Genomic DNA, 19115 nt, shown 5'->3' with positions numbered 1-19115 from the left:
CTCGCGCGTTGACTGCTATTCAGGCAAAAACCCTTCCTCAAGCACCGAGGACATCGGCCAGGGACAGCTTTCCGGGAAATCTGCGAAACCAATACGCGTTTCATTCGCCGCCAGTTCGCGCGCATCGCCCCACATATCGGCGATCCAGTCCTCATCGCTGAGCATAGGCTTCAGACTCGGTGTTTTCCTGAGCCGTCGCTCGATTGCGGCGCGCTGAGTCAGGACGGTGTTCGTCCAGCTATTGGTTCGCCGCTCCGGCTGCAACTGCCACTTCAGCAAATGCGCCAGCAACACCGCCATCCTGCTCGCAAATTCCCTTTGTTCACTCTTGCCCACGTCCTCGATTTCCTCTGCGATATGCTCGATATCGATGGACGCAAGCTTCCCTGCACGCAGCAGCGCGGCCTGTTCTTCGGCCCACGCCACCACGTCCTTCTCATAAGGTGTTCCCATCGGCTGATTCCCGTCTTCGTGTTGATTTCCGGTATCGCCGATATTAATTTTCGATTCCTTGTTCATCCAGATCGTCCGTTTGGCCAACGCGCGCTACTTCAACCCGAGTTCCACGCGCGACCCTGCTCCCTTGTCCTTGATGTCGTCCGCAGACATCTTCGGCGCGACGATAAAAATCCGCTTGCTGTCGATCTTGCCGTCGAAGTACTCCTGCACCGCCTGCGCGCGACGCTGGGCCAGATCGCGCAACGAGCCGTCATCCACCGGCGCGTTCTTCGTCAGCGCCGCCTTCATGTCGTCGTCGGGCACGCTCTTCGTCATGCCGATGAAGTTGGTCGGCTTCTTGAATTCCGCCGACTTGTACACCTTCGTCAGATACTTGTCGTAGTCCGCGTCGGATATCTTGATCGCGTTCCAGTCCACGTTCTCGCCGTTGCTCGCCATGTCGCGAACCTTCGCGCGCTTGACCTGGCTGTCGACCCACGCGGCGCGCAACGCCGGTTCGTCCGTCTTCGGATCGACGCGGCCCGTCACGTCCACCCGCACCGACGGCTTGTCCACCAGCGCCTTCGCGATCGTATCGAGCTTCTTCTGCGCGGCGTCGTTCAACGTGGCCGAGCCCGCATCGAACTCGATGTAGTTCAGATCCTCGCCGCCGCCGCCGCCGAACGCGTGCGCAAGCAGCGTGAACGGCGCTGTCACCGCCTTCTGCACGAGATTGACGATCGCCTGCCACACGAGCCCGCCGATCGAAAACTCCGGATTGTCCAGCGACCCGGAAATCGGAATGTTCACGTCGATCTCGCCGCGCGAGTTCTTCAGCAACGAGACCGCGAGCCGCACCGGCAGCTTGGTCGCCGTCGGATTGTCGATGTGGTCGCCGAACGTCAACTGATCGATGAACAAATGATTGTTCGCGGTGAGCTTGTTGTCGGCGAGCATGTAGTGCAGGTCGACATTGAGCTTGCCCTTCGTGATCGGATAGCCCGCGTACTTCGTCGAATACGGCGTGAGATTCGTCAGCTCGACGCCGTGCGCGCTCGCCGTCAGATCGAGCGCGGGCTTCTCGATCAGCGGATTGACCTGCCCCTTGATCGACACCGGCCCGTTGGCCGCGAGTTTCGCCGAGACATCGACGGGCGCGGGCGTAGTCGAGTGCGTGCCGAACGCGCCGATCGTGCCGTTGATCGCGACCAGATTCGCCGTGTAGTTCGGCTTGATGAAGTTGTCGGTGTAGGTCACGCGGCCGTCCTGCAGCACCAGTTGTCCGAAGCGCATGTTGACCGGCGGCCCGGACTTCGCCGCGGTCTTCACCGGCACCGTCACGCTCGCGCTCGCCGCCGCCGGCGCGGACGCGCCTTCTTCCTTGGCTCTGTCGCGCGTCACCGATTGCGGCCCGCCCTCGCTCGCCACCACGCTCTTCAGGTTCAGCCTTCCCTGCGCATCGAGCAGCACGCGGCCGTAGAAGTTCGCGAAGGTCACGCGCGCCGCATCGATATCGGTGCCGCGTTCGCTGTAATTCACTTTCGCGTTGGTCAGGCCGAGCAGCTTCCAGCCGGCGAAGCGGTCGGATGTCGCCTTGTCGAGCATGCGCACGTCCGAGAGCGAGACATCGCCCTTGTATGACGCCGCGAGCGTCTTGCCGCTGCCCGACATCGCGACATCGCCGTTCGCGTTCAGATACGCGCTCGTCACGTCGATGTTGAGCTTGTCGCCGAAATACGGTTCGAACGCGGCTGCATCGACCTGATCGCCCTTCACGTGCAGCGCGAGCTTGAGCGGACTCACCGTGACATTGCCGCCGATCGCGAGCGCGCCCTTTCCATTCAGCGTGAGCTTGCCATCGACGGCGAGCGGCTTGGTCAGATCGTCGCTGAACTGCTTCACGTTCACCGCGACCGGCGCGACGCGCAGCTTGACGGGCCGCGCGGTGGTTTCGTCGACGACATTCGCCGATGCATCGGCAAGCGTTATCTCCCCGATCTGATAGCGCCACGCCGGTCCCGCTGCCTGCGCCTTCTGGATCTTGCGCGTCGCCGTCTGCTCGGGCGCGGCCTCGTGCGGCCCCGCGAGCGCGGCGAGATCGATGCTGCCGTCCTTGCGGCGCGTCGCGTCGAGCGCGAGGCCGCTCAGTTGCACGCTGTCGAGCGCCGCGTTGCGCGCGGAGACATCGACCTTGCCGATCTTCGCCACCGCCGACGCAAGCCTGACCGGCGCGCCGCCCGCATTGGGCGTGAGCGCGAGCGCATCGAGCTTGACGTCGCCCGCGCCGACCTGCACGGCGCCATCCGGCTTGCTCCAGTCGACGGACACCGGCAGGTTTGCGCCGAGCGTACCGCTCGTCACCCGCGCGGCCAGCAGGTTCGCGAAATAGGGTTGCAGCGGCGGCAGCGCGAAAGCCTTCAGCGCCAGTTTCGCGTCCGCCGTCTTTCCTGCGAGCGACACGTTGCCCGATGCATCGAGCGCGCCGCCGTGGTCGAACGCGGTCTTGAGCGTGTACTTCGCGGGCGTCTTCGCGAGCGTCGAGAAACCGTCGAGCGTCACGGCAAGGCCCGTCAGCGCGCCCTGCACGCGCGACTTCAGCAACTGGTCGTCGAGGGCGATCGTGCCGTCGTTGATCGCGAGATGGCGGATCGTCAGGTCGAGCGGCGGCGCTTCCTTTTTCGCCTCGTCCGCGGCGGGCTTCTTCTCTTCCGGCTTGGGCGCGGGGCCGGCCAGCTTCTGCACGTTCAGTTGCCCGGCCGAATCGCGCGCGAAATGCACGTCCGGATTCGACAGCGTCACTTCGTCGAGGTGATAGATATCGCGCAGCGGCTCCGCGTTCTCGATCTTCACGTGCAGCGCGCGGGCCGCGACGAGCGGCGCGTTCGCCTTGTCGGTGACGGCGAGATCGGCGAGATCGGCGGTGCCGTCGATGCGGATCGTCGGCGTCTCACCCGAAATCGCGAAGCGCACGTTCAAGTCGGTCGAGAGCTTGCCGCTCCTGACCGCGACGGGCACGGAAGCCGGCGCGTACGACGCCATCTGCGGCATGTCGAGGCCGTCGAGCGACAGCGCGATCTCCGATTCGCGCGACTCCGAAAACGGCTTCGTGCGGCCCTTCACGACGAGCGGCGAACCGTCGATGCGCGCCTGCAACAGCGGCGTCACGAAGATATCGGTGGCGGACGGCAGCGTTGCGATGAACGGAATGCCGAGCGCGAAGCGGTCGATCAGGTGCTTCGCCTTCAGGAGCCTGTCATCGAAGGTGATCTGGCCGTTCTCGATGCGGATGTTCGACACCGAGAAACGCGCGGGCTTGTCCGACGGCGGCGACGCGGGCTTGGCGAACTTCGCGATCAGATCGGAGAAATTGAATTGCTCGCCGTCGAAACGCACGACACTGATGCGCGGCGAATCGATTTTCAGTTCGTTGACGACCGGCGCGAGCCGGAAGACCGACGCCCACGAAGTGCGCACGACGAGCCGCGACACATCGACGAAATCGGCCGACGCGCCCGGCGCCTTCGCGAGATTCGCGCTCGCTTCGCCGATACGCACGCCATCGGCTTCGAAATCGAGCGTGTAGGGATTGAGCGAGATGCGCCTGATGCTGACCGGCCGATCGAGCTGCTTCGCGAGTTGCTGCTCGGCGACATGGCGGATGACCGGCGGCGCGACGAAGAACCCGAGCGCGCCGATCACGAGTACCGCGATCAGCAAGCCGATGAAGATGCGCCGCGTGCGCCGCGCGTGCACGACGCCGCGCAGGGTTTGACCGGCGGAGGCAAGAGAAGACCTGGTGATGCTTGACATTCGATGCGCGGCGACGAGCCGCCCGTATGAGCGCCGCCCGAGCTTCGCCGTCCCGGGAAAGATGAAGTTCGAGTATACGACGAGGCGGCACGCAAACGTTGGCCGAAGTGCGCTTCAAAAGCATGAAGGCCGCGAAAAAATCGCGGCCTTCTCGGGTTTGTTCAATTGCTTTCGCGCAGCCGGTTCACTGCCGCGTGACAGGCGGCGGCGCCCACGAGCCGTCGCTCGCCTGCGGCCTCGGCGCATAAAGACGCATCGCGAGCTGGAATTCGCCTTCGGGCGCGGGCAGCCAGTTCGCGTCGCGCGCGCGTCCCGGCGCTTTCGCCGACACGATCACGTCGACGGAACCATCGCGATTCTTCCTGAACTGGTCGCGATCGGAAATCGACAAACGCGGCAGCTTCGCATCGGCGAGCGCGCCGTCCTTGGTGTAGGCCGTGATCGTCCAGAAGCCGCGCACCGGCGGCAACTGGCCCGGCGTGAAGTGCAGCGTGTACTGGTTCGCGCCGTTCAACGCATGGCCGTCGCTGTCCACGCGCGTCACGGGCTTCACTTCGCCTTCCTTCGTGCCCGTCGCGGTCTGCCGGCGCGCGAGATACGCGCGCAACGTGTAGTCCGTGCCGTAGATGCCGACGCCGTCGCCGAACCAGATCCAGCCGTTCTTCGTGATCGCGTTCGGCGGCACGGTCGCGAGCCGCTCGCGCGCGTCGGCGAGGCCGGCATCGAGCAGCGGCGCATCGGACCGCTTGAACTGCACCGGCTCGCCGGGCTTGACGCCGAGATCGGCGAGCTGGCTCATCGCGTGGCTGTCGTCGGTGGCGGCGGGATTGTCGTCGAGCGAACGGGCGAGGCGCGCGAAGAACGCGTTCGCGTCGAGCGCCTCGGCCTGCGCGCCCGGCGCGATCGTCGCCAGTGCGGCGGGCAGCGGCGGCACCGGAGGCTGCTTCGCGCCGCTCGCGGGCCATGCGCTGGCGACGGCCGGCGTCGGGTCGGCTGCGGAACCCTTCGCGGGCGTAAGCGTGTCGATGCGCATCGCGGTCTGCAGCTTGCGCGCCTCGCGCACGTCGCGCGGGCCGTTCACGCGCACGCGCACCGAGAGCCACACGTAGCGGGTGCGCGTTTCCACCCGCGTCGCGTTGGCGGGCAGCGTGCCGGTCCAGCCCGCGGGCACGAACGCGATCAGCTGCATCTTCGGATACGGTGTGGTGTCGGCGCTGGAATAGAGCGCGTTGGTCCACGCGTCGAACGCGCGGGCGTCGAGATAGCGGCCGCGCGGCGCGGCGGGCAGCGACACGATCACGGGATCGGCGGAGACATCGAGCCACGCGGCCGATTCGAGCGTGTCGACGCTCGGCGCGCCGCCCGCGCCGGAGGGCGGCAGCGCGCTCGCGTGGCGGAAGGTGTTGAGCGGCGCCTGGCCCTGGCCAGCGCTGCCGCTCGCCCGCTCGCGCGCGATGTCGGTGGCGACGAGCGGAAAGCCGAACGTATAGGCATCGGCGACCTGGTTCTTCACCCAGCCGGTGCTGGTCGGTTTCACCTCAGGCGGCTTGCTCGCGCAGCCGGCGAGGACCGCGATTCCGGCGAGGCTCACGCTCATCCAGATGACAGGTTTGAGCGCAAACGTCCAGCGTCGGTTGTTCTTCATTCGAATGGGAATCCGGTTTTTCTTTCGATGGGTTCGCGCGCGCATTATCGCCGCATCCAGGCCCCACGCGGCGCGCCACGAGCATTATCTCGAAATTCGGGTTTTAACTTATCCGCGGACGATAGGCAAGAAATAGCCACGCCAAAGTGAACAAAAGCGCTCCGGCGTTTCGAAGCATGCACGAGTTGCCGGTCAAAAGCACTTCGTGACTTGCCGTATGTCCCGTCCGTCGGCACGCAGCATTTCAGAATTGCACGGCGCAGTTCATTCCGCCCTTGACCTTCCAATCACTGGAAGGTCGATACTGGTCTCGTGAGGGATCTTCGCGATCCCGGCCAGACTGGAGCGTTTCATCATGTCAACAACCGATCAACCAAGAACCGCGGAGCTCGCCGTGACTGGCATGACCTGCGCGTCGTGCGTCGCGCGCGTCGAGAAGGTGCTCAGGCGCGTGCCGGGCGTCGAGAGCGTCGCGGTCAATCTCGCCACCGAAAAGGCGACCGTCCACGCGAGCGGCGCCGTCACCGACGATCAGCTCGTCGCCGCCGTCGCGAAAGCCGGCTACGACGCCGCGCCAGTTCTGCCTGAAGCGCCGCCCGCCGCCGCCGCGCCGCCCGCATTCGATCGCGAGCTCGCGGCGGTGTTCGCGTCCGCCGTGCTCACCGTGCCGCTGCTCGCGCCGATGTTCGGCCTCGCCCTGAACCCGTGGCTGCAACTCGCGCTCGCGAGCGTCGTGCAGTTCGGCTTCGGCGCGCGTTTCTATGTCGGCGGTTATCGCGCGGTGCGGGCGTTCGCGGGCAACATGGATCTGCTCGTCGCGCTCGGCACGTCGGCGGCGTGGGGCCTGTCCGTCTGGCAGATGGCGGCGCACGGCGGCATGACGGAACATCTGTTCTTCGAGGCGTCGGCGGTCGTCATCACGCTGGTGCGCTTCGGCAAGTGGCTGGAAGCGCGCGCCAAGCGCCAGACCACCGACGCGATCCGCGCGCTCAATGCGCTGCGCCCGGACAAGGCGCGCGTGCGCGATCGTGACGATCCGGCGCGCGAACGCGAAGTCGCGCTCGCCGATGTGCGGATCGGCGATATCGCGATCGTGCGGCCGGGCGAGCGCGTGCCGGTCGACGGCATCGTGCGCGAGGGCCGCACGCATATCGACGAATCGCTGATCACGGGCGAAAGCCTGCCCGTTGCGAAGGAACCCGGCGCGCGCGCGACCGGCGGCTCGATCAACGGCGAAGGCGTGATCGCGATCGAAACCACGGCGATCGGCGCGGAAACGACGCTCGCGCGCATCATCCGGCTGGTCGAATCGGCGCAGGCGGAGAAAGCGCCGATCCAGCGGCTGGTCGATCGCGTGTCGGCGGTGTTCGTGCCGGCGATTCTCGCGATCGCGCTCGTCACGCTGGCCGGCTGGCTGTGGCACGGCGCGAACGCGGAAACGGCGCTGCTCAACGCCGTCGCGGTGCTCGTGATCGCGTGCCCGTGCGCACTCGGCCTCGCGACGCCGACCGCGATCATGGCCGGCACCGGCGTCGCGGCGCGCCAGGGCATTCTCATCAAGGACGCGCAGGCGCTCGAACAGGCGCACGCGATTCGGATCGTCGCGTTCGACAAGACCGGCACACTGACCGTCGGCAAACCCAGCCTGATCGCATTCGATGCCGCGCCCGGGCAGGATCGTGCCGAAGCACTCGGGCTCGCCGCCGCCGTGCAGCGCATGAGCGAACATCCGCTGGCGAAGGCCGTCGTCGCGGCTGCGCACGATGCGCCGCGTTTCGCTGCGAGCGCGGCGCGCGCGGTCGCGGGACGTGGCGTGGAGGCGAATGTCGGGGCGCGGCGCGTCGCGATCGGCAGCGCGCGCTGGATCGCGGAATTGAATGCGGACGTGCCCGCATCGCTTGCGGCGCGCGCCCGCGAACTGGAGGCGCAGGGCAATACGATCTCCTGGCTCATCGATCTCGATGGCGCCGTGCTCGCGCTGCTCGGGTTCGGCGACACGATCAAGCCGACCGCACGCGCCGCCATCGATCGCCTGGCGAGCATGGGCGTGAAAAGCGCGCTCGTCACCGGCGACAACCACGGCAGCGCGCAGGCCGTCGCGCGCGCGCTGGGCATTTCATCGGAGCTAGTCTTTGCACAGACGCTGCCCGCCGACAAGGCGCGCGTCGTCGCTGAACTGAAGGCGTCGGGCAAGGGCATCGTCGCGATGGCCGGCGACGGCATCAACGACGCGCCCGCGCTCGCCGCCGCCGACATCGGCATCGCGATGGCGAGCGGCACCGACGTGGCGATCGAAGCGGCCGGCCTCACGCTGATGCGCGGCGATCCGGCGCTCGTCGCGGACGCGATCGATATCTCGCGGCGCACCTACCGCAAGATTCAGCAGAACCTCTTCTGGGCGTTCGTCTACAACCTGATCGGCATTCCGCTCGCGGCGTTCGGCATGCTCGATCCGATGTTCGCAGGCGCGGCGATGGCGTTCTCCAGCGTGAGCGTGGTGACCAACGCGCTGTTGCTGAGAACGTGGCGCGCTCAGGCCGGCGCGCTTGCCGACGAAGCGCGCGCCGGCAAACCGATCACGCGGCCCGCGTAACGCGCGTCCTTCAGCGCGATGGCCGGCTCGGCGGCGATGCGCGCGGCGATGTCCTCGTCGAACGATGCGGACTTCGGCGCGCCGCTCGAATCGATGTGCATCATCATCTGCTCGCACGCGGACACCGGCTCGGCCGTCTCGCCCTCGAACATCTCCATATAGAGATGGACGCGCTTCCTGTCATGCGCGACGACCCGCGTTTGCACGCGCACCGCCGCGCCTTCCTTGATTTCGCGCAGATAGCTGATGTGCGCTTCGAGCGTGTAGAGCGTGCGCTGCCGCGCGCGGCGGCCCGCGTCGTCGAGACCGATGTGGTCCATGAAGGCATCGGTCGCGAGGCTGTAGATCAGCATGTAGAACGCATCGCGCAGATGGCCGTTGTAGTCGACCCATTCGGGCTTGACCGTGTCGCGATAGATCATCGTGGTTCCTTTAATCTTCGATGCCGTGACGCGCTTTCGCCTGCGCGATCGCCTCGATCACGCTCGCGATGCAGTCGTCGCGATATCGCTCCAGTTCCTTGATGCCGCGCCCGTTGGTCTGCCGCGACGTGCCGTCGACCACGCGGTCGATGAGTTCGTCGGTCAGTGTCGGCGCGACCAGCTTCGTCCACGGCAATTCGAGCGCGGGGCCGAACTGCTGCATGAAGTGTCGCATGCCCGCCTCGCCGCCGGCCAGCGTGTAGGTCAGGAACGTGCCCATGAACGACCAGCGGATGCCCGCGCCGTAGCGGATCGCGTCGTCGATTTCGCCGGTCGTCGCGACGCCGTCGTTCACGAGATGCAGCGCCTCGCGCCACAGCGCTTCGAGCAGGCGGTCCGCGATGAAGCCCGGCACTTCCTTTCGCACGCGCAAGGGCCGCATGCCGATGGACGCGTAGAAGCTCATCGCCGCATCGATCGTCTCACCCGAAGTCGCTTGGCCGCCGAGCACTTCGACGAGCGGCAGCAGATATACCGGATTGAACGGATGGCCGACGACGCAGCGCTCAGGATTCACCGCACGCGCGTAGAACTCGCTCGGCAGCAACCCGGACGTCGACGACGCGATGATCGCATCGGGCTTCGCCGCGCGGCTCACGCGTTCGTGCAACGCGAGCTTCAGTTCCTCGCGTTCGGGCGCGCTTTCCTGGATGAAGTCGGCATCGGCCACGCATTCCTCGACCGTCGATACGACGCGCAGCCGCTGCGGCGACGCGCCTTTCGCCAGCCCGGCGCGTTCGAGCGCCGGCCACGCATTCGCGACGTTCGCGCGCAACTGCGCTTCGGCGCCGGGCGCGGGGTCCCACGCGGTGACGTCGAGCCCTGCTCCGAGGGCGCGCGCCACCCAGCCGCTGCCGATCACACCCGCGCCGAGCGCGGCGAATTGCTTGACTTGCATATCGATCTGTCCTTTCGGGTCTTCTGGATTCAGGCGAATTGTTCGGCGATGCGTTTTTCCAGCGGACGTTCGCCGCGCGGCGGCAGCCCGAGTTTTCTGCGTCCTTCGGCGGGCGTGAGCGCGCGTGCGCCCAGCCTTTCGATGATCTCGACGGCGCGTTGCACGAGCGAGCCGTTGGTCGCGTGCACGCCGCGATCGAGCCACAGGTTGTCTTCGAGACCGACGCGCACGTGGCCGCCGAGCAGCATCGCCTGCGCGACCATCGGCATCTGCATGCGGCCGATGCCGAAGCCCGCCCAGTGCGCGCCGGGCGGCAGATTGTCGACCATCGCCTTCATCGTGCCGGTGTCGGGCGGCGCGCCCCAGGGGATGCCCATGCACAGCTGGAAGAGCGGCGGGTCATCGAGCAGGCCTTCTTTCAGCAGTTGACTGGCGAACCAAAGGTGACCCGTATCGAAGATTTCCAGTTCGGGCTTCACGCCGAGTTCCTGGATGCGCTTTGCGCCGGCGCGCAGTTGCGCAGGCGTCGAGACGTAGATGTAGTCGCCGTCGCCGAAGTTCAGCGTGCCGCAGTCGAGCGTGCAGATTTCGGGCAGCAGTTCTTCGACGTGCGCGAGACGCGTCAGACCGCCGACGAGATCAGTACCCTTGCCGAAGCGCATCGGGTCTTCGCCCGGGCCGATTTCGAGGTCGCCGCCCATACCGGCGGTCAGGTTGATGATCACGTCGGTGTCGGAGGAGCGGATGCGGTCCACTACTTCTCGGTACAACGCGGGATCGCGGCTGCCTCTGCCCGTTTTGGGATCGCGTACGTGGCAGTGGGCGACGGTCGCGCCCGCGCGGGCCGCTTCTATTGCTGCTTGCGCTATCTGTTTTGGGGTCGTGGGGATGGCGGGGTGTCTGCCGGTCGTGTCGCCGGCGCCGGTTACTGCGCACGTTACTATCACTTCGTAGTTCATCGTCTTTTTTCCCTTGGTTTCTGTTAGGGTTCCTTTGTTTCTGGGTTGCTTCGGCTTTTTCGCGAAATCCTGGTTTCGTGTCGGTCTATTTGCGTTGCCCCTGTGCGGGGCAACGCAAATAAACCAACACGCTCACGGGATCCGGCGACAACAACCCCAACCCCAAGCGCAAGCAAAACTCAAAGCCCAAGATACTGCCTGACCGCCGTCAAACCCTCCTTCCCATCAACCGTCTTCACGCCTGCAAGCCAGGCATCCAGCACCTGCGGGTTCTGCTTGAGATAAGCCTTCGCCGCTTCCTGAGGCCGTTCCTTGTTCATCACCGGCTGCATCAAGCGGTTCTCCAGATCAGTCGTGAATCGCAGGTTGGAAACAAACTTCCCCGCATTGGGACACCGCGCCAGAAAATCCGTATTCGTCAGCGTATAAACCCGCGCTTCGCCATAGTTCGGCCCGAACACCTCATCCCCACCGGAGAGATAGTTGATCTTCATCTGAATGTTCATCGGATGCGGCTCCCAACCGAGAAACACAACCGGCTTCTTCTCGCGGATCGCGCGCTCGACCGTGACCAGCATCCCCGCCTCGCTCGACTGCACGAGCTTGAACCCACCCAGCCCGAACTGATTCGAATCGATCATCTTCTGAATCTTGGCGTTCGCACTGCTGCCCGGCTCGATGCCGTAGATCGTGCCGCCCAGCTCGTCGCGATGCTTCGCGATGTCCGCAAACGTCTTGATGCCCGCATCGTACGCATAGCTCGGCACGGCGAGCGTCGCTTTCGCGCCCGAAAGGTTCGGCGGTTCCAGCTTCTGGATGCTCTTCGCTTCGAGGAACGGCTCGACCGCCTTCTGCTGCACCGGCCACCAGTAACCAAGCGATACATCGATCTGCTTGCTCTTCAGGCCAGCAAGCGAAATCGGCACGGACGCGACCGTAGTGCGCGGCGCATAGCCGAGCCCCTCGAACACGACCGACGCGAGCGCGGTCGTCGAGGTGATGTCGGTCCAGCCGATATCGACGAAGCGCACCGTGCGGCAACTCGCGTCTTCCGCCTGCGCGCCCGGCGCCACGGCGAATGCGGAACAGGTAACGGCAAGCAGCGTGCAGATCAGGCGTTGTCTCATGGCGAGCCTTTCGGTGAGGGTTGAATCGATGCGCCGGTTCGTGTGCCGGCATGGGGTACAAAGTACCGCCGCATAAAGGCGCCCGAACGCCCGCGTGCGACCGTGACTTGACTGCTTGCGACCTGCACGCCGAAAGCATTCACGCACGCACGTTCGCGCGCCGCTTACCTCGTTTCGGCTCGCATTCAAAGGATTTTCGCCATAGCGTTAACGCGAATTGAGATGAACAAACCCGCCCGAAAGCGTAGTAATTGCCGCCTTTCGGTATCCGAAACATGCTTTAGCGCCCACTTGCAAGGTCAAACTTGGCCGGAACGCCACAACCTCTGTGGTTATGCGCACATTGGAAGGATTTCCGGCGGGGTACATTCGACATGAGGGGTTAGGCTGGTCTCCGACGCCTGCGGCAAAGGGAATGGAGAGATTTCCTGCGAATCGTCGTCGAGCACATAGCTATTTAAAACACGTCGTCCAAATCAAAGGTGCCTGGGACATGGACCGTCAAGACGCCATCCGAGAGAATGCGCGGCTGTATGCGCGCGAACCGCTATTTCAGCCGTCCACCGAACAGATTTCAGCATCGCGCATGACGGCCTTCGCACAGGCCTTCGAGAAAGCAACCGGCGAACATTTCGCCGATTATTCCCAATTGCACGCCTACGCGGCGCGTGAATATCGGCAATTCTGGAAATGCTTTCTCGAATCGGCGCGCGGTCTCGAATGGTCGGGTTCGGATGAGCCCGTTTGTATCGGCAATCAATGCGAAACGGCCAGATTTTTTCCGAACGTCGAATTGAATTACGCCGAGAATCTGCTCGGCAAACGCATCGCTCCCGATGACGCCCCCGCGCTCACCTCGTGCTATGCCGACGGCCGGCGCATCGCCTATACGCGCGGTGAACTGCGCGAGCGCGTCGTGCGGCTCGCACAGACGCTTTCCGAGCTGGGCCTGAAAGAGGGCGACCGGGTGGTCGCGATCATGCGCAACGACGGCGACGCGATCACCGTCGCGCTCGCCGTGACCGCGCTCGGCGCCACGCTGTCCACCGCCGCGCCGGAAAACGGCGTGCAGGCGATCCTCGACCGCTTCGCGCCGCTCGACCCGAAGATGATGTTCGCGCACACGATGCAGCGTCCGTTCGACACGGGCGGGTCGATCTCGGGGCACGTCGCCGCAGTCGCCGCGCAGTTGCCGACGCTGACCGACATCGTGTGCCTCGACGAAACCGACCTGCCCAGTTCGGTGACGCAGCGCCAGCACGAGTTGCACTCGCTGATCGTGCGCGGCGACGCGATGCGCTTCTCATGGAAGCGCTTCCCGTTCAATCATCCGCTCTTCATCATGTTTTCGTCGGGCACGACGGGCAAGCCGAAATGCATCGTGCACGGCGCGGGCGGCACGCTGCTCGAACACGTGAAGGAACATCGCCTGCACAGCGACTTTGGCCCCGGCGACAAGCTGTTCTTCCACACGAGCTGCTCGTGGATGATGTGGAACTGGCAGATGTCGGTGCTCGCATCGGGCGTCGAGATCGTCACATATGACGGCCCGGTCGCGGCCGTCGACACGCTCTGGCGTCTCATCGCGAAGGAGCGCGTGAGCGTGTTCGGCACGAGCCCCGCCTATCTGAAGATGAGCGAGGACGCGGGTATCGAACCGGGTACGCAGCTCGATCTGTCCGCATTGCGGGCGATGATGTCCACCGGCGCCGTGCTTTACGACTCGCAGTTCCAGTGGGTCTACGACCATGTGAAGCCGTTGCAGTTGCAATCGATCTCGGGCGGCACGGACATCATCGGCTGCTTCGTGCTCGGCAACCCGAACCTGCCCGTCTATGCGGGCGAAGCGCAATGCAGGAGCCTCGGCCTCGACGTGCAGGCGTTCGATCAGGGCGCGAGCACGATCATGCCCGGCGAGCTGGTCTGCACGAATCCGTTCCCGTCGCGCCCGCTCGGCTTCTTCAGCGACGACGACGGCTCGCGCTTTCACAAGGCCTACTTCGCCGCGAACGAAGGCGTGTGGACGCACGGCGATGTCATCGAGTTCTCGCCGCAGGGTTCCGCGCGGCTGCACGGCCGCAGCGACGGCGTGCTCAACGTGCGCGGCATCAACGTGAGCCCGGGCGAGATTTACCGCATTCTGAGCGGCATTGCCGAGATTCGTCACGCGATGGTCGTGCCGCAGACCGGCGCGAACGCGGGCGACGCGGGCCAGCGCATCGTGCTGCTGCTCGTGCTGCGGCCCGGCGCGCAACTGAATGCGGCGCTTGCCGCGCATGTGCGCCGCGATCTCACGCGCCAGGGCTCGGCCGCGCTCGTGCCGGACGTGATCGTGCAGGTCGACGGTCTGCCGGTCACGCACAACAACAAGCCATCGGAAGCCGCCGCGCGCGATGCGGTCAACGGCCTGCCCGCGCGCAATGTGTCGTCGCTCGCGAATCCCGAGTGTCTCGATCAGATCCGCGAGCATCCGTCGCTCACGCGCGTGAAACGCGAGCTGCCCGCGCCGGGCGAATCGGTCGAGGCGATCGAAGCGTATCTGTGCGCGCTGTGGGAGCAGCATTTCAGCTTCTCGCCGATCGGCCGCGACGACAATTTCTTCGAGCTGGGCGGCCATTCGCTGCTCGCCGCGCGCATGCTCACCGACGTGCAGCGCGCGACCGGCCGCACCCTGCCGCTCTCGACGATGATCCTCGCGCCCACCATCGCGCGGCTCGCCGCCGTTCTCGCCGCCGATCCGGACACGCGCGCCGGCAACTCCACACTCGTGCAGATGCGCGCGGGCAGCGGCCGGCCGCTCTTCATGGTGCACAGCATCACCGGCTCGGTGATGGAGTGCCTGACGCTTGCGGGCATGCTGCAAAACGAGCGGCCCGTCTATGGCCTGCAGGCGCTGGGCCTCGACGGCGATGAAGCGCCGCAGCACAGCGTCGAAGAGATGGCGCGCGGCTACGTGCTGCGCATGCGCGAAGTGCAGCCGAGCGGGCCGTATGCGCTCGTCGGTTACTCGTTCGGCGGTCTGATCGCGTTCGAGATCGCGCAGCAGCTCGTCGCGGCGGGCGAGAAGATCGAGATGCTCTGCCTGCTCGATACCTACGTTCACACACGCTGCCTGCCTCTCTCGCAGTGGACGCGCTATCAGGCGGCCGTGATCGTCGAACGTCTGCGCGAACTGCGTTCGCTCGAAGCCGGCGAGCGCTTCGGTTACATGCGCGGCAAGGCAGCCGTGATCACCGACCGCGTGCGCATGCGCATGGGCAAGCAGGCGCACACGCCCGCACCCGATGCAGTCGGCATGCCGCCCGTGCTTCAGCGCGTGCGCGAATCGATGCGCGTGGCGATGACGACCTACCGGCCGCGCCGCTATGACGGCGGCCCGATCGTCTATGTGCGCGCGAGCCTGCTCGACAACTCGCGCAGCGATCCACTGCCGGTCTGGCAGCGCGTCGCGAAGCACGGCCTGCGCATCATGCAGGTCGATGGCAAGCACACCGATCTGGTCGTCGAACCGCATCTCGCCGCCGTCGCGCAGACGCTCACGAACGAACTGTCGAGCGCCTGAACGCACGTTCTTCCGCATCCGGTCCGGCTCGCCCTACGGGGCGCGCCGGATTGCGCGCGTTTATTGCACTTGCTAGCGTGGACGGCTTGCCAATCGACCTGTCTTTTTCGATCGATCCGATGTCCGCTCCCCACGATTTCCACTTTCTGTTGCTGCCCGAATTCTCGTCGATCGGCTTCATGTCCGCGATCGAACCTCTGCGAGTCGCCAATCGCTTCGCGGGCGAGCTGTATCGCTGGCATATCCTGTCCGTCGACGGCGGGCCGGTCGCCGCGAGCAACGGCATCACGCTCAACGCCGAAAGCGCGTTCGATCAGGTGAGCGATGCGCGCACCGTGTTTGTCGTGTCGGGCTTCGAGCCGCTCTCCGACTACACGCGCGCGATCGGCGACTGGCTGAAGCGTCTCGATCGCGCGGGCGCGACGCTCGGCGGCATCGACACGGGCAGTTTCATCCTCGCGGAAGCCGGCCTGCTCGCGGGCAAGCGCGCGACGCTGCATTGGGAAGCGGCCGCGGCGTTCGCGGAGCGCTATCCGGCCATCGAGACGAGTCAGGAACTCTTCGAGATCGACACGCGTCGCATCACGTGCGCGGGCGGCACGGCGTCGATCGATCTGATGCTCGACCTGATCGCGCGCGAGCATGGCGCGAATCTCGCGGCGCAGGTGTCGGAGCAGTTCGTGCTGGGGCGCATCAGGAGCGCTCGGATCATCAGCGCCTGCAGATCGCGGCGCGGTACGGCATCCACAATCGCAAGCTGATCCAGGTGATCGAGCTGATGGAGCAGAACATGGAAGAGCCGCTGTCGCCGGACGCGCTCGCCGAATCGATCGGCGTGACGCGGCGGCAACTGGAGCGGCTGTTCTGCGCGTCGCTGAAGGACACGCCGACGCATTTCTATCTCGGGCTTCGGCTCACGCGGGCGCGCGAGCTGTTGCAGCAGACGGATATGTCGATTCTCGCGGTATGCGTCGCATGCGGGTTCGAATCGCCGTCGCATTTTTCGCGCACGTATCGTGTGCGCTTCAACACGAGTCCGCGGCAGGATCGCAGCGCATTGCGTGGTGCCGCTCCCGCAGGGCTTGCGGCGGCCTAGAACGAATGACGCATGCCGATGCGAACATCGGACTGAGTATTCGACGATGAAGGCGTGAAGCTATACCCGATCACCGCATCGATCGGCCCCGACGCGCGCAGATAGTCGCCCGACACATACACATCCGTGCGCTTAGAAAGCAGATAGTGCAAACCGAGCGACCCCTGATTCCAGTGATTGCCTTCGAAGCGCGTGTGCTGATAGCCGCCGTACAGGCTCAGATCGGGCATGAAGCTATACGACGCGCCGCCTTCGTACACCTGCATGTGCGAGGTTTGCCCAAGGCCCTTGATCGTCGTGTAGGTGAAGTTGCCGGACAACATCAGCTTGCCGATGGTCCACGCCGCGCCCACTGCAAACGCGCCCTGCTTGTCGACGGGAAACGCGTTCGCGCTATAGAGATCCGTGACCGCGCCAGTCGCGGGATCGACGGATACGGTCGGCTGGCCGAGGAAGGTGCGCGCGCCGATCATCGCGTAGGGATCGAACGCGTAGATGCCGTTGGGGTTGTTCAGTTGCGTATAGGCCGCGCCGACATTGAAGGTGCTCGCCGTGTAGTGCGCGCCCACGCTCCATGCGCTGTTGCGATGGAAGTCGCCGGCCTGATTGCCGAACGAATACATGCCGCCGAACGTGAAGCCGCCGAAGTCGTTCGACAGGAACTTGATCGAGTTAGGCAGACGGTCGCCGTTCATGCGGTCGAAGTCGCCCTGATGAATCGCATAGCCGCTCGCCCAGGCCGAGATGTTGTAGAGATAGACGAACTCCTCGGTCATGTCGAGCTGATTGCCGAGCGACACGGTGCCCCACTGGTTCTTCAGGCCCACATACGCCTGCCGGCCGAACTCGGCGCCGCCGAACGCGTACTGGCCGTTGCCGAGATGAAAGCCCGACTCCAGCACGAAGATCGCCTGCAGGCCGCCGCCGAGATCCTCGACGCCACGAAAGCCGATGCGGTTGCCGTAGGAAATGCCGTCGTCGAACTTCACCACGTGCGAGCCGCCGGTGTTGCTCACCCAGGTGATGCCCGCATCGAGGATGCCGTAGAGCGTCACGCTGCTTTGCGCATGCGCCGCTGTCGGCACGCTCGCCGCGCCCGCCGTGAACGCGAGGCCGGCGATCTTCGCGGCATGTCCTTTTCTCATGTGCTGGTCCTTTGCTCGTCTTGATGGATGTTGCGTTGGAAAAAGCGCTGCCCTGCCCGCGCGCATGGCGTAAAGGCATGAAGCAAGCTGACGATCTGCTAGGCGATGAAACGACGTGTCGTGTCGACGCTATAAAAATAAGGTTCCATATATGTCGCGGCTCGACCTGTTGCGACGCAAATCTGTCCAGTTGCGACTCGTGCAATGAAGTGTTGCGCGTCAATAGAACGACCGCGAATTCAGATATGCCCGATATGCCCGACGGATACGGCTCCGCATACTTCGGAATCTGTAAAAAAACCGCATCCCTTCCGTTCGCTTCGCCCACCGCCCCATGACGTCTGAAAACGCTCTGAAATCACCGCCCCTCGTCACTGTCGTGATTCCCGCCTTCAATGCGGAATGCTTCATCGGCGAAGCGATCGCTTCGGTTCGACAACAATCGCTCGAAGACTGGCAGCTCATCGTCGTGGACGATGGCTCGACCGATCAGACCATGTCCGCCGCCCGCCACGCCGCCGGCGACGACCAACGCATTCGCCTCATCCACTTCGACCGCAACGAGGGCGTCAGCGTCGCGTCCAACGCTGGCTTCGATGCAGCTCAGGGTGAATTCATCGCTCGCCTCGACGCCGATGACCGCGCGCTCCCTGCGAGACTTGCCGCGCAGGTGGCCGCATTCAGGAACTGTGATCGCCTGATGGCCGCCGGATCGCACGCCCGCGTGTTCGGCGATGTCCCCGAAGGCATTGCGCACTGCGCGCTGGGCGACGCGGACATCAAGGCTCACCTTCTCGACGGCCTGAACACGATCAGCGGCGGCACGCTGATGGTGCGGCGTTCGTTCATTCGGGAACACCATATTCGCTTCGACGATCGCTCGGCCAGCGCCGAAGATCTCGACTATCTCGCCGCGATCATGGCGGCGGGCGGCCAGCTCGCGAACGTCGACGAGGTGCTCACCGAACACCGGTCCCATCGCGCGAGCCTGACCAACAGCCAGCATGAGATGGCACGCGACTGTCTCCAGGCCGCCCGCCGTCGCCTTCTGAGCCTCTGGTATCCCGGCCTCGAGCCGCGCGACATCGATCTCATCGTCGCCACGTTCCTCCATCTCTACGCGCCTCATACCGAAGGTCTGCTCGACATGATTCGCGCGATCGACAGGCTCGTCTCCGCTCAGGCACGGGATTTCGGCCAGGACGTATCCATCGTGCATGACATCGTGCTCGAACGTCTGGCCAAAGCGGCCGGCGTCTATCGCGATCACGGACTCCTCAACAAGTCTCACGTCGAGGCTATCCGCCACTTCGTATCGCCGGCCACCCGCGCCGTCATCGAGCGCCTCGGCCTCTAACCT

General features: G+C 65.1%; 11 protein-coding genes and 1 pseudogene. 4 read left to right on the top strand and 8 right to left on the bottom strand.

Annotated features, from left to right (window positions below):
* Nucleotides 1-15 precede the first annotated feature (15 nt).
* The 3 genes from AWB80_RS13530 to AWB80_RS13520 form a co-directional block, all read right to left on the bottom strand.
* Complete coding sequence (locus AWB80_RS13530; protein ID WP_061175172.1) at nucleotides 16-453, bottom strand: DUF29 domain-containing protein; 438 nt, start codon at nucleotides 451-453, stop codon at nucleotides 16-18.
* Between the two features lie 93 nt (nucleotides 454-546).
* Nucleotides 547-4248, bottom strand: a complete 3702-nt coding sequence (locus AWB80_RS13525; protein ID WP_061175171.1) for a DUF748 domain-containing protein — start codon at nucleotides 4246-4248, stop codon at nucleotides 547-549.
* Nucleotides 4249-4432: 184 nt separating this feature from the next.
* The gene (locus tag AWB80_RS13520) at nucleotides 4433-5893 is read right to left on the bottom strand and encodes a DUF1254 domain-containing protein (RefSeq protein WP_061175170.1); all 1461 of its coding nucleotides are present in this window, start codon (nucleotides 5891-5893) and stop codon (nucleotides 4433-4435) included.
* A 403-nt stretch (nucleotides 5894-6296) separates the two neighbouring features.
* On the opposite strand from AWB80_RS13520, the gene AWB80_RS13515 reads away from it, so the two are divergent.
* Complete coding sequence (locus tag AWB80_RS13515; protein WP_061175169.1) at nucleotides 6297-8486, top strand: heavy metal translocating P-type ATPase; 2190 nt, start codon at nucleotides 6297-6299, stop codon at nucleotides 8484-8486.
* Here the strand turns inward: AWB80_RS13515 and AWB80_RS13510 are convergent.
* The 4 genes from AWB80_RS13510 to AWB80_RS13495 all read right to left on the bottom strand — a co-directional run bounded on the left by AWB80_RS13510 (nucleotide 8426) and on the right by AWB80_RS13495 (nucleotide 11952).
* Nucleotides 8426-8908, bottom strand: a complete 483-nt coding sequence (locus AWB80_RS13510) for a thioesterase family protein (RefSeq protein WP_061175168.1) — start codon at nucleotides 8906-8908, stop codon at nucleotides 8426-8428. The genes AWB80_RS13515 and AWB80_RS13510 overlap by 61 nt on opposite strands.
* A gap of 10 nt (nucleotides 8909-8918) precedes the next feature.
* Nucleotides 8919-9866: an L-carnitine dehydrogenase gene (locus AWB80_RS13505; protein ID WP_061175167.1), complete on the bottom strand. Its 948-nt coding sequence runs from the start codon at nucleotides 9864-9866 to the stop codon at nucleotides 8919-8921.
* Nucleotides 9867-9895: 29 nt separating this feature from the next.
* The gene (gene cdhC, locus AWB80_RS13500) at nucleotides 9896-10825 is read right to left on the bottom strand and encodes a 3-dehydrocarnitine:acetyl-CoA trimethylamine transferase CdhC (RefSeq protein WP_061175166.1); all 930 of its coding nucleotides are present in this window, start codon (nucleotides 10823-10825) and stop codon (nucleotides 9896-9898) included.
* Nucleotides 10826-11004: 179 nt separating this feature from the next.
* A complete protein-coding gene (locus tag AWB80_RS13495; RefSeq protein ID WP_061175165.1) occupies nucleotides 11005-11952 on the bottom strand; it encodes a choline ABC transporter substrate-binding protein in 948 nt (315 codons plus the stop codon).
* 493 nt (nucleotides 11953-12445) lie between these two features.
* Between AWB80_RS13495 and AWB80_RS13490 the strand changes: the two genes are divergently transcribed.
* Together AWB80_RS13490 and AWB80_RS13485 are read left to right on the top strand one after the other, a co-directional pair.
* Nucleotides 12446-15514, top strand: coding sequence for an acetoacetate--CoA ligase (locus AWB80_RS13490; protein WP_061175164.1), 3069 nt, complete (start codon nucleotides 12446-12448; stop codon nucleotides 15512-15514).
* A gap of 119 nt (nucleotides 15515-15633) precedes the next feature.
* A pseudogene (locus tag AWB80_RS13485) lies at nucleotides 15634-16610 on the top strand (GlxA family transcriptional regulator).
* On the opposite strand, the gene AWB80_RS13480 reads toward AWB80_RS13485, so the two are convergent.
* Nucleotides 16607-17755, bottom strand: coding sequence for a porin (locus AWB80_RS13480; protein WP_061175163.1), 1149 nt, complete (start codon nucleotides 17753-17755; stop codon nucleotides 16607-16609). The pseudogene AWB80_RS13485 and the gene AWB80_RS13480 overlap by 4 nt on opposite strands.
* 334 nt (nucleotides 17756-18089) lie before the next feature.
* Here AWB80_RS13480 and AWB80_RS13475 point away from each other — a divergent pair, with 334 nt between their 5' ends.
* Nucleotides 18090-19112, top strand: a complete 1023-nt coding sequence (locus AWB80_RS13475; protein ID WP_244206491.1) for a glycosyltransferase family 2 protein — start codon at nucleotides 18090-18092, stop codon at nucleotides 19110-19112.
* Nucleotides 19113-19115: the final 3 nt, after the last annotated feature.

The sequence above is a fragment of the Caballeronia pedi genome (assembly GCF_001544915.2).
GTDB lineage: Bacteria > Pseudomonadota > Gammaproteobacteria > Burkholderiales > Burkholderiaceae > Caballeronia > Caballeronia pedi.
The sequence above is the reverse complement of the archived record's forward strand: the minus strand, read 5'-3'. Positions and strand labels throughout refer to the sequence as shown.